At 65.1% G+C, this 19,022-nt stretch carries 19 protein-coding genes; 9 read left to right on the forward strand and 10 right to left on the reverse strand.

The features are described 5' to 3' along the window. Positions 1–45 precede the first annotated feature (45 nt). Both pucL and uraD read right to left on the reverse strand, forming a co-directional pair. Positions 46–948, reverse strand: a complete 903-nt coding sequence (pucL, locus tag ACWW36_RS16090; RefSeq protein ID WP_456137004.1) for a factor-independent urate hydroxylase — start codon at positions 946–948, stop codon at positions 46–48. Positions 949–950: 2 nt separating this feature from the next. Further along, the gene (gene uraD, locus ACWW36_RS16095) at positions 951–1,730 is read right to left on the reverse strand and encodes a 2-oxo-4-hydroxy-4-carboxy-5-ureidoimidazoline decarboxylase (protein WP_456137005.1); all 780 of its coding nucleotides are present in this window, start codon (positions 1,728–1,730) and stop codon (positions 951–953) included. Between the two features lie 33 nt (positions 1,731–1,763). On the opposite strand from uraD, the gene ACWW36_RS16100 reads away from it, so the two are divergent. Then, a complete protein-coding gene (locus ACWW36_RS16100; protein WP_456137006.1) occupies positions 1,764–2,306 on the forward strand; it encodes a nucleotidyltransferase family protein in 543 nt (180 codons plus the stop codon). Here the strand turns inward: ACWW36_RS16100 and ACWW36_RS16105 are convergent, their stop codons facing one another. The 4 genes from ACWW36_RS16105 to ACWW36_RS16120 form a co-directional block, all read right to left on the reverse strand. Beyond that, positions 2,307–2,621, reverse strand: a complete 315-nt coding sequence (locus ACWW36_RS16105) for a hypothetical protein (protein WP_456142510.1) — start codon at positions 2,619–2,621, stop codon at positions 2,307–2,309. Between the two features lie 18 nt (positions 2,622–2,639). After that, positions 2,640–4,439, reverse strand: coding sequence for an ATP-binding protein (locus ACWW36_RS16110; protein WP_456137007.1), 1,800 nt, complete (start codon positions 4,437–4,439; stop codon positions 2,640–2,642). Positions 4,440–4,554: 115 nt separating this feature from the next. After that, complete coding sequence (locus ACWW36_RS16115) at positions 4,555–4,974, reverse strand: SufE family protein (RefSeq protein WP_456137008.1); 420 nt, start codon at positions 4,972–4,974, stop codon at positions 4,555–4,557. After that, positions 4,971–5,858, reverse strand: a complete 888-nt coding sequence (locus tag ACWW36_RS16120; RefSeq protein ID WP_456137009.1) for a sulfurtransferase — start codon at positions 5,856–5,858, stop codon at positions 4,971–4,973. The genes ACWW36_RS16115 and ACWW36_RS16120 overlap by 4 nt, the downstream gene beginning before the upstream one ends. 120 nt (positions 5,859–5,978) lie before the next feature. Between ACWW36_RS16120 and ACWW36_RS16125 the strand changes: the two genes are divergently transcribed. The 4 genes from ACWW36_RS16125 to ACWW36_RS16140 all read left to right on the forward strand — a co-directional run bounded on the left by ACWW36_RS16125 (position 5,979) and on the right by ACWW36_RS16140 (position 11,982). Beyond that, complete coding sequence (locus ACWW36_RS16125) at positions 5,979–7,328, forward strand: nucleotide sugar dehydrogenase (protein ID WP_456137010.1); 1,350 nt, start codon at positions 5,979–5,981, stop codon at positions 7,326–7,328. Continuing rightward, positions 7,321–8,301, forward strand: a complete 981-nt coding sequence (locus ACWW36_RS16130; RefSeq protein ID WP_456137011.1) for an NAD-dependent epimerase/dehydratase family protein — start codon at positions 7,321–7,323, stop codon at positions 8,299–8,301. The genes ACWW36_RS16125 and ACWW36_RS16130 overlap by 8 nt, the downstream gene beginning before the upstream one ends. A gap of 125 nt (positions 8,302–8,426) precedes the next feature. Next, positions 8,427–9,689 carry an acyltransferase family protein gene (locus ACWW36_RS16135; RefSeq protein ID WP_456137012.1) on the forward strand — a complete coding sequence of 421 codons (1,263 nt, stop codon included), beginning with the start codon at positions 8,427–8,429 and terminating at the stop codon, positions 9,687–9,689. Positions 9,690–10,401: 712 nt separating this feature from the next. Next, on the forward strand, positions 10,402–11,982 hold the full coding sequence (locus tag ACWW36_RS16140) for a PGRS repeat-containing protein (RefSeq protein WP_456137013.1): 1,581 nt from the start codon (positions 10,402–10,404) through the stop codon (positions 11,980–11,982). Here ACWW36_RS16140 and ACWW36_RS16145 read toward each other — a convergent pair. From ACWW36_RS16145 to ACWW36_RS16160, 4 genes are read right to left on the reverse strand one after another with little or no spacing between them, the layout of a single operon-like run. After that, positions 11,979–12,617: a Maf family protein gene (locus ACWW36_RS16145; protein ID WP_456137014.1), complete on the reverse strand. Its 639-nt coding sequence runs from the start codon at positions 12,615–12,617 to the stop codon at positions 11,979–11,981. The two genes, ACWW36_RS16140 and ACWW36_RS16145, sit on opposite strands and share 4 nt — an antisense overlap. Beyond that, complete coding sequence (locus ACWW36_RS16150; protein ID WP_456137015.1) at positions 12,614–12,865, reverse strand: acyl-CoA carboxylase epsilon subunit; 252 nt, start codon at positions 12,863–12,865, stop codon at positions 12,614–12,616. The genes ACWW36_RS16145 and ACWW36_RS16150 overlap by 4 nt, the downstream gene beginning before the upstream one ends. Next, on the reverse strand, positions 12,862–14,490 hold the full coding sequence (locus ACWW36_RS16155; RefSeq protein WP_456137016.1) for an acyl-CoA carboxylase subunit beta: 1,629 nt from the start codon (positions 14,488–14,490) through the stop codon (positions 12,862–12,864). Before ACWW36_RS16155 ends, ACWW36_RS16150 begins: the two co-directional genes overlap by 4 nt. A 35-nt stretch (positions 14,491–14,525) precedes the next feature. Continuing rightward, positions 14,526–15,257, reverse strand: a complete 732-nt coding sequence (locus ACWW36_RS16160; protein WP_456137017.1) for a class I SAM-dependent methyltransferase — start codon at positions 15,255–15,257, stop codon at positions 14,526–14,528. Between the two features lie 555 nt (positions 15,258–15,812). On the opposite strand from ACWW36_RS16160, the gene ACWW36_RS16165 reads away from it, so the two are divergent. Genes ACWW36_RS16165 through ACWW36_RS16180 form a run of 4 tightly spaced genes read left to right on the forward strand, consistent with a single transcriptional unit; the run spans position 15,813 to position 19,000 of the window. Further along, complete coding sequence (locus ACWW36_RS16165) at positions 15,813–16,970, forward strand: glycosyltransferase (protein ID WP_456137018.1); 1,158 nt, start codon at positions 15,813–15,815, stop codon at positions 16,968–16,970. Further along, the gene (locus tag ACWW36_RS16170; protein ID WP_456137019.1) at positions 16,963–17,196 is read left to right on the forward strand and encodes a hypothetical protein; all 234 of its coding nucleotides are present in this window, start codon (positions 16,963–16,965) and stop codon (positions 17,194–17,196) included. The genes ACWW36_RS16165 and ACWW36_RS16170 overlap by 8 nt, the downstream gene beginning before the upstream one ends. Continuing rightward, a complete protein-coding gene (locus ACWW36_RS16175; RefSeq protein ID WP_456137020.1) occupies positions 17,193–17,870 on the forward strand; it encodes an acyltransferase in 678 nt (225 codons plus the stop codon). Before ACWW36_RS16170 ends, ACWW36_RS16175 begins: the two co-directional genes overlap by 4 nt. After that, entirely contained in the window at positions 17,870–19,000 is a 1,131-nt protein-coding gene (locus tag ACWW36_RS16180; RefSeq protein WP_456137021.1) for a glycosyltransferase family 1 protein, read from the forward strand. Before ACWW36_RS16175 ends, ACWW36_RS16180 begins: the two co-directional genes overlap by 1 nt. Positions 19,001–19,022: the final 22 nt, after the last annotated feature.

Genomic DNA, 19,022 nt, shown 5'->3' on the forward strand with positions numbered 1-19,022 from the left:
GATGGCCTTCGGCAATTGATCTAGACGGATTCTGTCGGAAAAACCTCAGGTCAGCCAGCCGCGCTGACTTTTCCACGCGGGTCCAGCATCGGGCGCATCGTCCCGGGTCACGACGGCCTGGATCAACCCGTACGGCCGGTCGTCGGCGTGGAACACCTCGTTGTGGTTGTCCACGCCGAACCGCGACAGGTCGTAGCGGAAATGGTGTTTGTTCGGCGCCGACAGTCGCACTTCCGCGATTGCCGGGTAGTGCTCCAGGACGGCCTTGCCCATTTCGTACAGCGTTTGCTGAAGTGCCAGCGAGTGGACTAACGCGAACTGCGTCACCAGGTGGCCCCTGACTCCCGCGTATATGTCGTCCCAGTCGGCTTCCGTGCGACAGAACCGCCACTGGGCGACCAGTGACGTGGCCATCACCCGATCGTGGGTGGGTTCGAGCACGGTGTAACGGTCCGTCAGAAACCCTGCGAACTCCGACCCGGTGGATTTGAGGATGACCAGATCTTTGAGCCCGCCGACCACCCACTCGCCGCCGTCCCGGTCGACAGTGACCGCCGCAGTACGCACTTCCTCACCCTTGCGGGTCCACGTGTGGTCATGCTCGACACCATCGATGACGACTCGCTCCCAAGCGAATTCCTCGATTTCGATGCGGGCGGCCCGAACCGGTTCGACATCGCGGACGAAGTGGCGGGCCAGCTCGAGGCCGTACTCCTCGATCGAGGCCAGTCCCTTCTCTTTGGCGTAGGCGTACGCGGTCTGCTTCTGACTGTCGGTCGGCAGCACATTTGTCTGATCGCCGGTGAGATACGCGGCGCTGAAATCGCCTCGCAGGCAAGTGGATACATTGATGTCGCGAATCTCATGCCTGGGAGAGTCGCGGTAGATCCGCACCACCCGGTTCTCGGCCTTGCCGTACTGGGTATCTCCGAGAATGATCTCCGACACGTTCAGCTCCCTCGATAGGTCGAATAGGCGTATGGCGACAGCAGCACCGGGACGTGATATTTGCCCGCGCTGTCGGAGATTTCGAACGCGACGACTATCTCCGGATAGAAGCCGGTGACCCCCTGGACGGCGAAATACGCTGCGGTGTCGAAGCGTAATCGATGGACACCGGACAACTGGCCGCTGTAGAGCTCGCTGACCCTGCCGTCGCCGTCGGTGCTCGCTTCGGCCAACACGGTGCCGTCGGCACCGGTCAAAGCGACGGGCACACCGGCGGCGGGAAGGCCGGTGACCGCATCGAGAACGTGTGTGCTGATCTGCGCCATGGCGCCCTCCTGTGACAGCAGCCGCTGCAGGCGAAGCCGATTGATCTTCATCAGCTCGGTGCGCATGACGCGGCGCTCGGTTTCGGGGTCGTTGTTCAGCCTGTCGGTCAAGGTCGCCAGTAGTTCCCCGGCCGAGCGGCCGCTCGCGCACACCAGGTAGACATAGCCGAACTTGTCTTCGTACGCCCGGTTTTTATCCGCCAACTCCGAACGGAGGTGCTCGTTGGCACCCCGCACTCCCGCCTGCTCGCGTGCGGACGACGGATTGCCTGCGGGCGCGCCGATGCGAGGATGGCCTGCGAGCGCCGCATCGATCTCGCGCTCGGTTAGTTGTGCCAACACACTGTCGGCGTGCGCGAGCAGGTCGTCGGCGTTGCGGAACGGACCGCCGGCAAGCACCTGCTGCGCCCACATCCGCGACGAGCACACATCGAGCAGTCGGTCGAGGCCGAGCATCGTCTCAGAATCGGCCAGGTTCAGACTGTTTGCATGGCGAATGCGACTTCCGCTGCCGGTGTGCTCCTTGCCGCTGGAGCGGGGCGCCGCTACGGCATGCCGAAAGTGCTTGCCGACCAAGGCCGGTGGCTGAAGGCCGGCGTCGTAGCGCTGGCGGACGGGGGCTGCGGCGATGTGGTGGTGGTGCTGGGGGCCGCGGTCGTCGACGTGCCACCGCCCGCCCGGGTGGTGGTGGCGGCGGACTGGGCGGACGGACTGAGCGCGTCGTTGAGCGCTGGATTGCGCGCTGTCGACGCCGACTACGCCGTGCTGCACACCGTCGACGCGCCCGATGTGGGTGCCGATGTGGTGCGCCGAGTGCTGGACGCGGCGCGCTGTTCGCCGTCGGGCCTGGCCCGCGCCCGCTACGGCGACCGGCCCGGCCATCCCGTCGTCATCGCCAGCAGGCACTGGCCACAGCTGCTCGCCGGGCTCGGAGGTGACCAGGGGGCAAGCCCGTTTCTGCGCGGCCGAACCGACGTCGCCGTCGTCGACTGCGCCGACCTGGCATCCGGTGCCGACATCGACACGCAATGACTACGTGAGTGTGTCCGCGAATCGCCGCACGGCGTCGCCGGCGGCCTGCGCGGCCGCGTCGTGGCCGGGGCACGCCCGCAGGCGAATCTGCCCCGAGGCCGGATACAGAGTCACCTCCGCCAGCATCTCGCCGGTCGTCGGTTCGCAGATCGCCCATGTGTAGGAGCGGTCCGACAACCACAGTGCGTTGCAGCGCGTGACGTAGTCCGGCTCGGTTTCCCCGAGCGCGGCGAGCGCGGGACGGTCGTCGATCAGCTCGTCCTGCCGGGGCGCGCGCAGATACCACGCACCGGCGTTGATCTCGATGGGCTCCAGAAGGGATCCAGGCCTTGCCTACTTGATCTCGGCGAGCACCGTGCCCTGAGTGATGGCTGCGCCCGCCTCGACGGCAAGGCCGGTGATCGTGCCGTCCTTGTGGGCGGTGACGGGGTTCTCCATCTTCATCGCCTCCAGGACGACGACGAGATCGCCCGCGGACACCTCCTGGCCCTCCTCGACGGCGACCTTCACGACGGTGCCCTGCATCGGGGCTGTTACGGCGTCACCAGACGCGGTGGCACCGGCGTGCGCGCCACGCTTGCGCGGCTTGGGCTTCTTGCGCACGACATTGCCGCCGCCCGCGGGGGCGCCGCCGTTGCCGATGGCGAGGTCGCCGGGCAGCGACACCTCGAGGCGGCGGCCGCCGACCTCGACGACGACGGTCTGCCGCGGGATGGTGTCTTCTTCCTCGATCGGGTCACCGCCGGTGAACGGCTCGACGGTGTTGTCCCACTCGGTCTCGATCCACCGGGTGTGCACCGTGAAGCCTTCGCCGTCACCGATGAACGCCGGGTCGGACACGATCGCGCGGTGGAACGGGATGACGGTGGCCAGGCCCTCGACCTTGAACTCGTCGAGCGCGCGGCGCGAGCGGGCGATCGCCTCGTCACGTGTGGCGCCGTAAACGATCAGCTTGGCCAGCATCGAATCGAATTGGCCGCCGATCACCGAACCGGTCTCAACGCCGGAGTCCAGGCGCACACCGGGACCGCTGGGCGGATGGAACAGCGACACCGGGCCGGGGGCGGGTAGGAAGCCACGGCCGGCGTCCTCGCCGTTGATGCGGAACTCGATCGCGTGGCCGCGTGGCTCGGGATCCTCTGTGATGTCGAGCTTTTCGCCGTTGGCGATCTTGAACTGCTGCAACACCAGGTCGATGCCCGCGGTCTCTTCGGTGACGGGGTGCTCGACCTGCAGACGGGTGTTCACCTCGAGGAACGAGATCAGCCCGTCCTGGCCGACCAGGTACTCGACGGTGCCGGCGCCGTAGTAGTGCGCCTCCTTGCAGATGCGCTTGGCAGATTCGTGGATCTCCTTGCGCTGCGCGTCGGTAAGAAAGGGAGCCGGCGCTTCTTCCACCAGCTTCTGGTAGCGGCGCTGCAGTGAGCAGTCGCGGGTGCCGGCGACCACCACGTTGCCGTGCTGGTCGGCGATCACCTGCGCCTCGACGTGGCGCGGTTTGTCCAGGTACCGCTCGACGAAGCACTCGCCGCGGCCGAACGCCGCGGTCGCCTCGCGCACCGCCGAGTCGAACAGCTCGGGAATCTCCTCCATGTTGCGGGCGACCTTCATGCCGCGGCCGCCGCCGCCGAACGCCGCCTTGATCGCGATCGGCAGGCCGTACTCCTCGGCGAACGCGACGACCTCGTCGGCGTTCTTGACCGGGTCCGGGGTGCCCGGCACCAGCGGCGCCTGCGCGCGCGCAGCGATGTGGCGCGCGGTCACCTTGTCGCCCAGATCGCGGATCGACTGCGGGCTTGGCCCGATCCAGATGAGCCCGGCGTCGATGACGGCCTGCGCGAAATCGGCGTTCTCCGAAAGGAATCCGTAGCCAGGGTGGATCGCGTTGGCACCGGACTTGTCCGCCGCATCGAGCAGCTTGCCGAAGTCGAGGTAGGACTCGGCCGAGGTCTGGCCGCCGAGCGCGAATGCCTCGTCGGCGAGCTTCACGTGTGGCGCATCGGCGTCGGGTTCGGCATACACCGCCACGCTGGACAGCCCGGCATCCTTGGCCGCCCGGATCACCCGGACAGCGATCTCCCCACGGTTGGCGACGAGCACCTTGGAGATCTTTGAGCTGGCGTGACTAGCCACTGCGCACCCTTTCGGCATGTTCTCTAAGAAACGTCTTTAAGAATGTATCCCCGGCAGTTTAAGGGGCGCACATCTGAGCACGTCGAGCGGTGGTCTCCTACCGACGAGTAGGTTTCTACTCGCCGCGCAGCCGCCGCTTGATCCGCCCCAACATCGCCGACATTCCCCTCAACCGCAGCGGGCTGATCAGTGCCGCCAGGCCAAGCTCGGTGTAGAAATCGTCGGGCACCGCAAGGATGTCGGCGGCGGGCTGCCCGTCGAGCCCCGCAGCGAGGATCGACGCGAACCCGCGCGTCGTCGGCGCCTCGGCCGGCGCGGAAAAGTACAGCCGCACCTTGTCGCGGTCGGCAGCGTCGACATGGAGGAACAGCGGCGATTGGCATTCAGGCACCGGTTCCATCGCGGCCTCTTCGAGCTCGGCCGGCAGCGGAGGCAGCTCGTTGGCGAACTCCAGCAGCAGCTGCAGCTTGTCCTGCCCCTGTACGTCGCCGAAGTCCGAAACCACCTCGGCGAGGGCGGCCGGCATCGATGTCATGGCGCTTCGCCAGGCTCTTCCCCGACGGCGACGGGCACCCGGACCGCATTGCCCCATTCGGTCCACGAGCCGTCGTAGTTGCGCACCCCTGGCTTGCCCAGTAGATGCGTCAGCACAAACCAGGTGTGGCTGGACCGCTCACCAATGCGGCAGTACACGACTGTCTTGTCGTCAGGCGTGAGGAAGCCGTACAGCTCGTCGAGCTCGGCGCGGCTGCGGAAGCGGCCGTTGTCCTGGGCCGCCTTGGCCCATGGGATGGACCGTGCAGTGGGGATGTGGCCGCCGCGCAGTGCGCCTTCTTCGGGATAGTCGGGCATGTGGGTGCGTTCGCCGGTGTACTCCTGCGGCGAGCGCACGTCGATCAGCGGCTGCTCGCCGAGGATCTCGAGCACGTCGTCCTTGAACGCGCGGATCGGCGCGTCATCGCGGTCGACGACCGGGTAGCCCGTGCTCTGCTTGCTTGGCACGTCGAGGGTGGTCTCGCGGCCGTCGGAGATCCAGAGGTCGCGTCCACCGTCGAGCAGCCGCACGTCGGGGTGGCCGAACAACGTGAACACCCACAGCGCGTAGGCCGCCCACCAATTGCTCTTGTCGCCGTAGATGACGACGGTGTCGTCGCGCGAGATGCCCTTGCGGTTCATCAGCTCGGCGAACTGCTCGCCGTTGATGTAGTCGCGCACGTGCGGGTCGTTGAGGTCGGTGTGCCAGTCGATCTTCACGGCGCCTGGAATGTGGCCGGTGTCGTAGAGCAGCACGTCCTCGTCGGACTCGACAATGGCCAGCCCAGGCCGGCCCAGATTGGCTGACAGCCAGTCGGCGGTTACCAGGCGTTCAGGGTGGGCATAAGACTGCAGGGCGGTATTCGGATCGGCAGGCAGCGGCACACCTTCAGCCTACCCAGGCGGCGCGCCGAACAGCACACACCCAATGCCCGAATTGGATTGCGGCAAAGTATCGTGAACACTCGTCGTCGCAACATCTTCGCGCTAGGAACATGAGGAATGATGGCTGAGCCAGCAAAGTACGATGTCGGAATAGTCGGACTCGGTTATGTGGGGCTCACGTTGGCTACCGTGCTGGCCGAAGCCGGCAACACCGTCATCGGGGTGGAGAAGCGACCCGATCTGGTTGAGATGACCAATCAGGGCATCCCGCACTTCACCGAAACCGGTCTGCCCGACGCGCTGGCCGGCGTGACGAAGTCCAAAAAACTGGTGGCGGCCGAGCGATTCGACGACAGCTTCACTTGCGACACATACATAATCACCGTCGGCACGCCGTTGTCGCCCGACGGCGTGGCCCGCGTCGACATGATCGAAGCGGCGGCCCGCGACATCGCCGAGAACATGCGCGACGGTGCGTTGGTGATCCTTCGCTCCACCGTGAAGGTAGGCACCACGCGCGACGTGGTGGCCCGGGTACTGGCCGCCAGCGGAAAGAAGTTCGACATCGCGATGTGCCCCGAACGCACGCTGGAAGGCAAGGCGCTGCAGGAATTGCGCGAATTACCGCAAATTGTGGGAGCCGACAGTATTGAGGTCGGGGATCGCGCCGCAGCGATATTCCGCAGGCTCACCATCTCGATAGTTCAGGTGGCCGATATCGAGACCGCCGAGATCATCAAACTGGTCAGCAACACGTTCCGCGACGTGCAGTTCGCGTTCGCCAACGAGGTCGCGCGAGTGTGCGACGCGTTCGGGGTGAGCGCGCACGAGGTGATCTCGGCCGGCAAGTTGGGCTACAACCGCACCAACATCCCGCTGCCGGGTCTGGTCGGTGGGCCGTGTCTGGAAAAGGACCCGCACATCCTGATGGAAAGTGCGCGCACGCGTGGCATCGAGATGGAGATCACCTCGGCGGGCCGGCTCGTCAACGAGCGCCAGCCCGAGGAGACGGTCCGGTTCATCACCAGTGAGATCGACCGTCGCGACCTGGCGGCGTCGGGGCCGCTGAAGATCAACGTTCTCGGCATGGCGTTCAAGGGTCTGCCGGAGACCAGCGATCTGCGTGGATCGATGTCGATCAAGGTGCTCGACGCGTTGAAGAAGGCGCACCCCAACGCCGAGATCGGGGTGTACGACCCGGTCACATCGCCGGAGGTGCTGGCGGCCGAGTTTCCAGACGAGAAGGTGTTCACCCGGTTCGGCGACGCGGTCAGCGGAGCCCACGTGGTGGTGATCGCCAACAACCACCCGTCGCTTGGCCAGATTTCGCCGCGCACCATCAACGAATTCATCAGCCCCAACGGGTTCGTGTTCGACTACTGGAACCACTTCAGCCACCTACCGACGTCCGAGCTGGGGGATTCGTATTTCGCCGTCGGTCGCAGCGGATGGGCGCCCGTCGATGCCTAAGCGCGTAGTAGTCACCGGCGGTGGCGGTTTCATCGGCGCGTACCTGGTCAAGCGGCTGGTCGCCGACGGTTGGAATGTCGCCGTGGTCGACTCCCTGGTCCGCGGAGACGCCAGCCGGTTCGCCGAAGTCGCTTCTGACGTAGAGCTTTTCACGTGCGATGTTCGCGACCAGGATGCATTGGAGAAGGCGTTCGACGGCGCCGAGGTGGTGATGCACCTGGCGGCGATCAACGGCACCGAAAACTTCTACAAGAGACCGGAACTCGTGCTCGATGTGGGACTGCGAGGCGCGCTGGCGGTGGTGAACGCGGGCCGGGCCGTCGGGGTCCCGGATCTGGTTGTGGCCTCGACGGCCGAGGTGTACCAGACGCCGTCGGTGATACCGACGCCGGAGACGATTCCGCTGATGTTGCCCGACAGCCTCAATCCCCGCTATTCCTACGGGGGTTCGAAGATCGTCAGCGAGCTGATCGCGTTCAATTACGGCCAGGACCACTACAGGCAGGTGCAGGTTTTCCGGCCGCACAACGTCTTTGGGCCCAACATGGGTTGGAAACACGTTGAGCCGCAGTTCATCATGCGAGCGCTGGCGGCTCAGGCCGCGGGCGATAGCGCATTCCCGATTCAGGGCGACGGCACCGAGACGCGTTCGTTCTGCTACGTCGACGACATCGTCGAAGGCATCCTGACGATGTACGAAAAGGGTGGGCACCGCGAGATCTACCACATCGGCAGCGACGAGGAGATCAGCATTCGTGACCTCGCCGCCCGCATCGGCAAGATCGTCGGCATCGATCTGGACATCCGTCCTGGCGAGCTTGCGGCCGGTGGCACGAAGCGCCGTTGCCCCGACATCTCCAAGATGCGCGGGCTGGGATGGTCGCCGGCGGTGGGCCTGGAGGAGGGGCTGGAGCGCACCGTCGCGTGGTATCGCGAACACCGCGACGACGTCCCCGCCAACGAGTTGATGTAGCGGCGCGCACCGCCGTCGAAGAGCTTGCGTGAGCGTTGCTGCTGGACTAGCTTTGCCAAGCAAGCTGGCTGGTGAACACGTCATAAGTTCTGCTAGTTAAATTTGCGGGGGGCAAAGGGGGCGGTATGACGACTACACGTCGATCTGCTCCGTCTACCGGCGTCGTCGGGGCGACCCCAGGCCGCTTTCGCATTCGAGGTCTGGATGGTGCGCGTGGCTTGGCCGCACTGGGAGTCCTCATTGCACACGTCGCCGATTACTACCCAGCCGAATCAACTCTGTCGGCGCGCATAACGGCGCTCGTCGGTGTCAGCCTCATCTTCTTCTTTGTCCTCAGTGGCTTCTTGCTGTTCCTGCCGTATGTTCGGGCATTGACCGAAACTGCATCCCCGACGATGCCGAGCACGAAATATTTTGCGGCCCAACGCTTTGCCAGGGTTGTCCCGGCATACATCGTCATCCTGCTGATCACCAATTACGTGCTGCAGACCGCATACGTCCACAATCCGATGCTGTACCCATTCGGCAGCGGCGGCGGCACAGGCATGATCACGGACCCGGGGCAACTGGTCGCAAACCTGACGCTCACCCAGACGTATATTCCCCAGTATTTTCAAACCGGGCTGAATCCGTCTTGGTCGTTGAGCATGGAGTACGCCTTCTACGCATCTCTTCCACTGCTGTGTGCCGTCATCTTCGCGGTACGTAAGCGGTTTTCGGTGCGGCCGTACAAGCTCGCCGTTTTTGCGGTTATTTCACTGCTCGTAATGGGATTCGTGGGCAAGCTGCTGGCTCCCGTGCTCATCTCCGACTACGACACGATCAACCCTTGGCTCACCAACTGGGGCCCCAACTGGGGGGCGGTTTACCTGCGAAGTTTCCCAGTCAACGCCGATAATTACGCCTTCGGGATGCTGGCGGCGGTCGTCATTGTCGCGATGGAACGCCGAGAGCTCACCGAACGCGTAAGCCGACACGTCCGCTTATACAGTGCTCTGGCGACAATTCCGGTCGCCGTCTTGTTCGTACTATCGCTGTCTCTGCATCGACAGTTCGAAACCAGCGCGTTGGCGCTGTTCGGAGCGTTGTTGATCCTGGTCGTGGTCGCCCCGTCGGCACGTGGGCGAGATTCGATGTTGGCAAACTGGTTTGATGTTCGTCCGGTGAGGTTCCTGGGCCGGGTGTCACTATCGCTATGTCTTTGGCATTTTCCGATCATGCTTTTACTCGGTCGCTGGGGTCTGATGCGAATGGGTTCTGTGTCGGCGACCGTGGAAAATATATTGTTGGTATTTTCAATCGCACTTTTAGTGTCGACGGTATCCTTCTATTGCGTCGAGCGGCCCGCGATGAACGCCGCAAAGCGTTTGAGGAATCGATGGCGATGAGGCACCGGCGCTGAGCTAGCCTCATCACCCATCGTTATGACGTTGCTGTAATCGGTCATGGGACTTTGCGCAGCGCATCGATAATGGCACCTGAATCATTCGCGGACTTCCGCCTTCAACCGGGCAATCGGCGGCGTGCTCGCTACGGCAGCCTGGACGGGTGCGCGACGACGGCGGTCGGCAGTCGGCAGTCTGACGTATGTTGTCAAGTCTTCGCTGGTCTCAGAATGAAGCCGACGACAAAGCGGAGGGTCGTTGTGGGCGCCGGTGTCGCCGCCGCGTCGGCGCCGCCACGCGATATCGACCCATTTTGAACACGGCGTTCGTGAAATCGCGTCTGGCACAATTCGTTTTTTGGATATTGGTGCCCTCCGCCAGAGGCAGCTGCGGTGCGGCAGCGCACTCGAACGTACAGACGACGACGCCGGTGATGTGGCCTTTCGCGCTACTCATATCGCTTTGGCAAATTTCGCTGAGACGCACCAACTAGGGAATGAGGCGACGTTGCGGTCGGGCTCGGAAGCGGCAACGTGGGTCCGCGACACGCGACATGGACGTTGGGTTTGCCAGCCGCCCGAAATAGGTTCAAAATTCCCCCGACAAGTGCATTGCGCAGTTGCCACGAATGATGCGACTATGTTGCTGTGCCGGTCAGCGGCATTTGAGTGATAGGCCGACGAACCAAATATGTCGGGGGGAAGTGGACTTTGCCATGAGCAAACATGCCAAGCAGAAGAGCCAGGGTCTGAAAATCAAGGCGGTTGCGGCCGCCGGTGTGCTGGCTGCGGCTAGCACGGCCGTCTGCGTCTTGCAGTCGGCGCAGACGCCAACTAGACCGGCGAATCCGGTGTCAATGTCGCAGCCGGGCGCCTATGCGACACCCAATACGCTGCTCGCGGCCGCGATCGGCGACCTGCCAGTTGCGGCCGACCCCGCAGCCGGCCTGGTCGTGTCCGGAGGCACCAGCGCTCCTGGCGGTAGCGGGCCTGCGACGCCTGGCCAAAACGCTTCGTTTACACCATTTCTCATAGGTCCAGCCAGTCCCTCGTCCGGCGGGACGACCATCCTGCGCACCGCAGTCGTACAGCCAACCCTGGCGATCCCCGGCGACAACAAGGTCCTTCCCTTCATCGGGTCCGGCCAGAGTGATTCGAAGAATGCAGCGCTGGCCCCGACGGCCGCGCCTGCGGGGCCGGACTTTGGTGCAATGTTCCGGTTCTTCGTCGGCGACGGCACTGCGCCGGGCGAGAACGCAGGCATTCTCTGGGGAAACGGCGCTGACGGTGGCCCCGGTCAAGCCGGCGGCAATGGCGGTCTTTTCTTTGGCAACGGCGGCGCGGGCGGTGACGGCCTTGCAGGACAGGCGGGCGGCAACGGTGGCAACGCGGGCCTTTGGGGTAATGGCGGCGCCGGCGGCAAGGGCGGCGACGGAATCGTCGGAACCGACGGCACGGCACAGGGCGCTGCCGGCGGTAACGGCGGCAGCAGCATGTGGATCGGCAACGGCGGGGCCGGGGGAGCGGGCGGTAATGCTGTTGCGCCTGGCGACGCGGTAGGCGGCGCGGGCGGCAAGGGCGGCGACGGCGGCAAGCTCCTCGGCGACGCGGGGACCGGCGGTGCCGGCGGCACGGCGACGAGCGCAGAGGGCAATGCCACTGGCGGTGCCGGCGGGCAAGGCGGATTGATCGGCGTTGAGGGCAATACCGCTCAAGGCGGCGCAGGCGGCGATGCCCAGGCCGTCAATGGCAACGCCGCGGGCGGTGCCGGCGGTGATGGCGGGAACAGCGTGTGGGACGGCTTCACCGGTAATGGCGGCGCCGGCGGAAACGCGACCACCGTCACGGGTGACGCCACCGGCGGCAACGGGGGCAACGGCGGCAACACTGGCTGGGATGGCTTCGGTGGCGACGGCGGCAACGGAGGCACCGCCACAACCACGACCGGCAATGCGACCGCTGGTAACGGCGGCAATGGCGGCGCGGGCGGCTGGAGCGCGATAAGCGGCGACGGCGGTACTGGCGGTAAGGCCACCACAGGCACTGGCACCGCGACGGGCGGCAACGGCGGTAGGGGCGGCGACTCGCTGCCGCTGAGCTTCAATGCGCCGGGCGGTAACGGCGGCAATGGTGGCGACGCAACCGCCACTACCGGACCCGGTCATGGCGGCGACGGCGGTCGCGGAGGCATCGGCCAGCTCGGCGGCCCGAACGGCACCGACGGCACCGGTGGCACCGGAACCGGAGGCGCCGGCAGCAGCAACGGCAGTAACGGAGGTTCGGGCGGCAGCGGCTAGACCGGATTGGCCTGCCACAGTTGAGAAATCGACAGACCCGCGTGCTGCAGTAACAGTCGGGTCAGCGGCAGGCCGATGCCGATAACCGATGACGGATCACCATCGACTCCGTCGATGAACCAGCCGCCGAGGCCGTCGAGAGTGAATCCGCCGGCCACGGTCAGCGGTTCCCCGTGCTCGACGTACGCGTCCAGGTCGGCCGGCGATGGGACGCCGAAATGCACGGTGGTACAGGTGACGTCGGCCGCGCGGTAGGTGATCACGTTGTCGCGCAAGCGAATTACGCAGTGGCCGGTGTAGAGCTGTCCGGATTTGCCTGCAATCTGCCGCCAGCCCTCCAGGGCCGCGTCTGCGGATGACGGCTTGCCCACTAGCTCGCCGTCGCGGAACAGCATCGAATCACAGCCAATCACAACGCAATCCGCGGCGACGCCTGGATCCAGCGAATGCGCGACGACATCGGCCTTGGCCGCGGCCAGCGCGGTAGTCACATCCCCAGGGGTCGCCTCAGGATCCAGCCGCGCGACGACGGCGTCCTCGTCGACTCCAGAGACGACGACAAGCGGCTCGATTCCGGCCTGGCGCAATACCTTGCGGCGGCCCGGCGAGGCCGACGCGAGCACCACCCGGGTCATTTCCGCATGTGCGTCCGTTCCAGCAGCGTCACACGCTGCCAGCTGAACGTCGTGTAGCGAAGCCGGTCCACGGGGTGGCCCCACAGATTCTGCTCGGCCTCGCGTGGCTCCTCGGGAGTGCCGGACGCCGCCGCGAGAACTGCGAGAAGCGCCGCGAGCTCGTCTTCGGTCGGGTGGCCCTTGACGACGTTGATGTGTGGCTCGTGCGCGTGCGGATCGGCGGCCGCAACCTCGATTTCGTCGCTCATAGTGGAATGTTCCCGTGCTTCTTCGGCGGCACCTGCGCGATCTTGCGTTCCAGCAGTCGCAGCGCCGTGGCCACGTAACCGCGGGTATGCGACGGCGGGATGACCGCGTCGACGTACCCGCGCTCGGCCGCGATGTACGGGTTCACCAACGTGTCCTCGTAGTCCTGCTGCAACTGCAAGCGAAGCGCATCAACATCTTGGCCGTCCTCGGCCGCCTTCTTGAGCTCAGCGCGGTACACGAACCCGACCGCGCCCGAGGCGCCCATCACGGCGATCTGGGCCGTCGGCCACGCCACGACCACGTCGGCGCCCATGTCCTTGGACCCCATCACGCAGTACGCGCCGCCGTAGGACTTGCGGGTGATCACGGTGACCTTGGCGACGGTCGCCTCACCGTAGGCGTAGAGCAGCTTGGCGCCGCGGCGGATGATGCCGTTGTACTCCTGGTCGGTGCCCGGCAGGAAGCCGGGAACGTCGACCAGCAGCACGATCGGAATGTTGAAGCAGTCGCAGGTGCGGATGAACCTGGCGGCCTTCTCCGAGGCGTTGATGTCCAGGCAGCCCGCGAACTGCGTCGGCTGATTGGCGACGATGCCGACCGGACGTCCCTCGACGCGGCCGAAGCCGACGAGGATGTTGGTGGCGTAGCCGGACTGCACCTCGAGGAACTCGTCGTCGTCGAGGATGCGGGTGATCACCTCGTGCATGTCGTATGGCTGGTTCGGCGAATCGGGGATCAGCGTGTCGAGGTCGATGTCCTCGTCGGTCAGGTTCTCCTCGATCGCGCCGGGGTGCGGCGGCGCCGGATACCGCGGCGGGTCGCTGAAGTTGTTGGCGGGCAGGTAGCTCAGCAGCTCGCGGACGTAGTCGAACGCGTCCTGCTCGCCGGAGGCGACGTAGTGCGCCGTGCCCGACTTCGCCATGTGGGTGTGCGCGCCGCCGAGCTCCTCCATCGTGACGTCCTCGCCGGTGACGGTCTTGATCACGTCGGGGCCGGTGATGAACATCTGGCTGGTCTGGTCGACCATGATCACGAAGTCGGTGAGTGCGGGGGAGTAGACGTGGCCGCCGGCCGCAGCACCCATGATGAGCGAGATCTGCGGGATCACCCCCGACGCCTTGATGTTGTTGTGGAAGATCTTGCTGTACAGGCCGAGCGAGACGACGCCCTCCTGGATTCGCGCGCCTGCGCCGTCGTTGATGCCGATCAGCGGACGACCGGTCTTGAGCGCCAGGTCCTGCACCTTGACGATCTTCTCGCCGTAGACCTCGCCGAGGCTGCCGCCGAACACGGTGGCGTCCTGAGAGAAGATGCACACCTCGCGGCCGTCGATGGTGCCGTAGCCGGTCACCACGCCGTCGCCGAGCGGACGCTTGTCGGCCAGGCCGAAGTTCGTGCTGCGATGCCGCGCCAGCGCGTCCAGTTCGACGAACGAGTCCTCGTCCAGCAGCGCCAGGATCCGCTCGCGGGCGGTCAGCTTGCCCTTGGCGTGGACCTTCTCGACCGCTGCCTCACCGACGGGATGCTTAGTCTCCTCGGCCCGCTTGCGCAGATCGGCGAGCTTGCCCGCGGTGGTGTGGATATCGACCTCATGTTCGGAAGCAGGCTCGGTAACGCTCGTCATGGTGGTCGATCTTATCGACTCCTTAGAGTGTTCTCTCAGGCAGGCTTGCGCAGCACCACCACAGCGAAGCTCGTCAGCTGCGGCACCGGGTGCTTGAGGAGGAAGTTGCTCTTCGCGCGCTCGGCGGCGTCCAGCGGCTTGATGTAGTGGTAGTAGTGATGCCCGAACGTGGCGTGGTACTCCTCGACCTGGAATCCGATGCGCTCGAATCGCCGCTTCGCGCGGCGGGTCGGGCCGTTGGTCCAGCGGTAGTACGCCGGGAACTTCTCCAGATTCTCCGAGTTGATCCGCCCTGGCTGAACCTTGTCGAGGAGCTTGCGGGCGAGCTCTTCGGGAATGAGCTTGTTCACCATGAACGGGAAGGTGAACATCGTCGGGAAGTAGTGCACCGACAAGCCGCCCGGCCGCAGCAGTTTGAAGCAGTTCTCATGAAAGACACGGGGATTCGGCAAGTGTTCGCACAACATCTTGGAGAACACGAGGTCGTAGGAGCCCAGGCCGTCGTTGATCGGCTGGCACAGGTCGGCCACGCGGGTCTCGACATCGCCCGAGGCTTTCGACAGTTCGTTGGCCGAGATGTCGACGACGATGCGGTGCTCGGCGAAGCCCCACTTCTCGAGATCGCCGACGAACGGATTGGCGCCGCCACCGAGTTCGGCGACCGTCTTGACGTTGTTGCGCCGCGCCAGATCCAGAACCTGATCTTCGTAGCCCTGCCAGAGCGACGTCATGTCCTTGTAGTTAACCCGGCCCCTGGTCGTGGTCACTGAACCGACGGTGTCGTTCGCCATCTGCCCACTTTCATAGGTTGTTTGCCGGGACGTCACACTATACATCGACAAGACCGCCGCACGCTGGTCGGTCGCAGGGCGACCCGAGTCACATCGAAGGAAGCGCGGACGCCGAAAAACCAGGTGTCTGAGAGCGCGGCCAGGCGGGCTCGCGACGAATATTCATTTGCTACTCGCGAAGCGTCATTGTCGTGTTCAAACAGAAACCGGCCAGCTAAATGGTTATTAAGCCGTCATCTACGCGCACGTCAATCATGGTGCAGGCGCGTACCGCGGGCGTCCGAGCCGCGGCAGTGCCGCATTCCCAACCGGACTGGTGCACGCTCCGCGCAACCGTTCGCCGACGTCGCACAAGGACGCCCGGCCTGCGGCGGCGCCGGTGGGCAAACCGCAAGGCGTGCGTAACCGAAGTTCTCCGGTAGCTTGTGACCGAGACAAGTTTGCGGTTCTATATATGGCTGCGGGTGTGAAAAGCCATCCCGTCATATGTCCGCAAATCGACCAGCGAAGCCTTTCAAGGGGATTATCAACGTGCACGCGAAGCGCAAATATGACGGCGTTGACGGGCCTCGAGTTGCGATCGCGCACGACTACCTCACCCAGCTCGGCGGTGCGGAAAAGATCGTGCTGTCGATGAAGAAGGCTTTTCCCGACGCTCCGATCTACACCATGCTCTACGACCCGGCCACCACCTATCCGGAGTTTGCCGAGTGCGACGTCCGGACACCGTGGGCCAACAAGATCGGCCTTTTGCGCAAATACCATCGCGCGGGCCTGCCGTTGTTTCCGTTGATCGCGCGCTCGGTGTTCATCGATGCGGACATCGTGCTGACCAGCACCAGCGGCTGGGCGCATGGGTTCCGCACCAACGGCCGCAAGCTGATCTACTGCTATTCGCCTGCGCGCTGGCTGTATCTGTCCGACAAGTACCTCGGTGAAGAAGCCGGGCTCGTCAAGCGGCTCGGGCTCAAGCTGACGGGGCGGTACCTCAAGGCCTGGGATCGCCGCCAGGCGCTGGCCGCCGACAAGTACCTGGCCATCTCGACGTTGATCAAGGGCCGGATCGCCGACACATACGGCATCGACTCGGAGGTCATGTTCGCGCCGGTCGCGATGTCGCAGTCCTTTGACACCGAACCGATTCCGGAGTTGCAGAGCTGGTTTCCCACAGATGCGGACGCCGACGGCGGCTTCTACCTGGTCGTGTCACGGCTGCTGCCCTACAAGAACGTCGACGTCATCGTCCGCGCATTCGCCGGCACCGGCCGACGGCTGGTCGTCGTCGGCAAGGGGCCAGACGCCGAGCGGCTGCGCGCCATGAAGACGCCGAACGTGATGATGCTGTCGGATCTGACCGACGGCCAGATGGCCTGGCTGTACAAGAACTGCCGCGCGCTGCTGGCGGCCAGCTACGAGGACTACGGGCTGACCCCGATCGAGGCCGGTGTGTGGGGGCGTCCGAGCGTGGCGCTGCGCTTCGGCGGGTTCCTCGACACGATCGACGAGGGCGTCACGGGTATGTACTTCGACGAGCCAGACCCACGCGCGATCGCGGAGGCGCTTGACCGCTTCGAGGCCATGTCGTTCGACGCGGACAAGATTCGGCGGCACGTCGAGCAGTTCACCGAGGAAGTCTTCACCGAACGGCTGCACGCTGCCGTCGACCAGATGGCGGCCGCCGATGGCTGATGGGCCCGGCGGCGTTGCGCTGCAGCCTCTTTCGCCGTATGGCATCACCGATTGGCAGGCTCACGTGCACAGCGATTCGGCACTGCACCGGCCCGCGGATCGAGCCGTCATGGTGGGCGACGCGGGCAAAGCCGCCGCGATCCTCGACTGGCGGCCCACCACACGCTTCCCCGACATCGTGGGGGCTATGGTTGTTTCGGATCTACGACAGGAGCAAAGTCCGTGAGTGTCGAACCCCAGACAGCGGATCCCGAAGACGTCGCCCGTAAACGTGCCGCCGCCCCGGGCTTGAAAATGCCACCGGAACCGGAGTGGGTGCTCGGTCCGGATGGGCGTGTGATCGATTTCAAGATGCAGGGCATGGGGGTTGCGCGCAAGGCGCGCAATCGCCTTGGCGAATTGATCTTCAACATGTTCATCACCCACATCCCGTCGCACACCATCCGCCAGGGGTACCTGCGGTTGATGGGCGCCACGATCGGCAAGCATTCGGCGATCATGCGGGGCACGACGATTCTGGACATCGAGTTCCTCACCGTCGGCAACGGCACCACGGTCGGCTCCCGCTGTCTGCTGGACTCCCGTGCGGGGCTGTGGATCGGCGACAACGTCATCATCGCCGCCGATGTGCACATCCTCGGCGGTGGACATGACATCAATCATCCGGATTTCCTGCCGGTGCCGATCCCGACGGTGATCGAGGACTACGTGTGGATCGCCAGCCGCGCGATGGTGTTGCCATCGCTGATTCGCCGCGGTGCGGTCGTCGGGGCGCAGGCCTTGGTGATCAAGGACGTTGGCGAGTGTGAAGTGGTCGGGGGTAATCCGGCCAAGGTGATCTCCAAACGCAATCCCGACGCCCTCCGCTACACCGGCCGCTTCCGTCCGCTGTTCTGGTGATGACGACAACGCTCTCCGACTATCGCCTGGTGTTCGTCGGCCCCGCCCTGGGGCAGACGGCCGTAGGCGATTACGCCGAAAATCTGATCGCCGCACTGCGGCCCCACGTTGGCGAGCTCATCGAGCATCGCACCCTGGCGCCCGGTGGTGACAGTGCCCGCGACCTGTGGCGGCATCGCCAGGCCGTCAAGGAACTGGTCGAAAAGGGACCGCCGGGACGGGTGTTGGTGCACGCCGAACTCGCCGCGGGCGGGCTGGTTCCGTTCTGGTCCACGGTCGGCCTGCGCGGGGTGCCCGTCACCGCCACCGTGCACGACCCGCCGCAGGGCATCTGGTGGCCGGCCCGTACGAAGTTCGTGGCCAAGCACCGGTTGATCATGCACGGGTTGCACTATCCGCTGCGCCCGGTCTCGCGAGCGCTCGAAGGCGCCGTCAGCGGGCACCGAATGATCTTCGCGCTCAGTAAGATTGGCCGTCATTCGATCGACATGACCTATCCGAACACCACCACGGTGTACGTGCCGTATCTGGTCTGTGACCGCCCGGCGATCAAGCCCGCGGAAGCCCGGCCCAAGGCCATCGGCTTCTTCGGACACGTCTACCGCGGCAAGGGTTTCGATCAGATCGCCCGCATCCGCCGCGAACTTCCCGACGACATCCTCATCCGCTGTGCAGGCCGAGGCACCGAGTCGCTGCCGCGTGCGGAGGGCGTCGATATCGTCGGGCCTGTCGACGGACCGGATGAGGACGCGTTCTTCGAGTCGGTGCGGGCCATCGTGATCCCGTACGGCAAGCGGCACTTCTATGCCGAGACCTATCCGGCGTCGTCGGTGGCCGCGCACGCGTTGGCTTACCGCACCCCGATCGTGTGTACCGGCTACGGTTCTCTCGCCGAATTCGGCGAGGAAACCGGGGCGGTCGTCGTGCCGATGAACGACGGCGACGACGTCCGCGCAATCCCGCCGGGATTTTCGGAGGCGATCGCCTCGCTGGTCAACGACGAAGAGCGGTTGGCCAAGCTCGGCGCGAATGCCGACCGCACCCGGCAAGAGCGCTCGGCACCTCGAGCGGCGGCCGCCTATGCGGCGGCCTGGTCGGAGATGCTGGCGCGGGGATCCGAACAATCATGATCGGCCGGGCCGACTCGGCGAG

It is taken from the genome of Mycobacterium sp. MMS18-G62 (genome assembly GCF_053877835.1).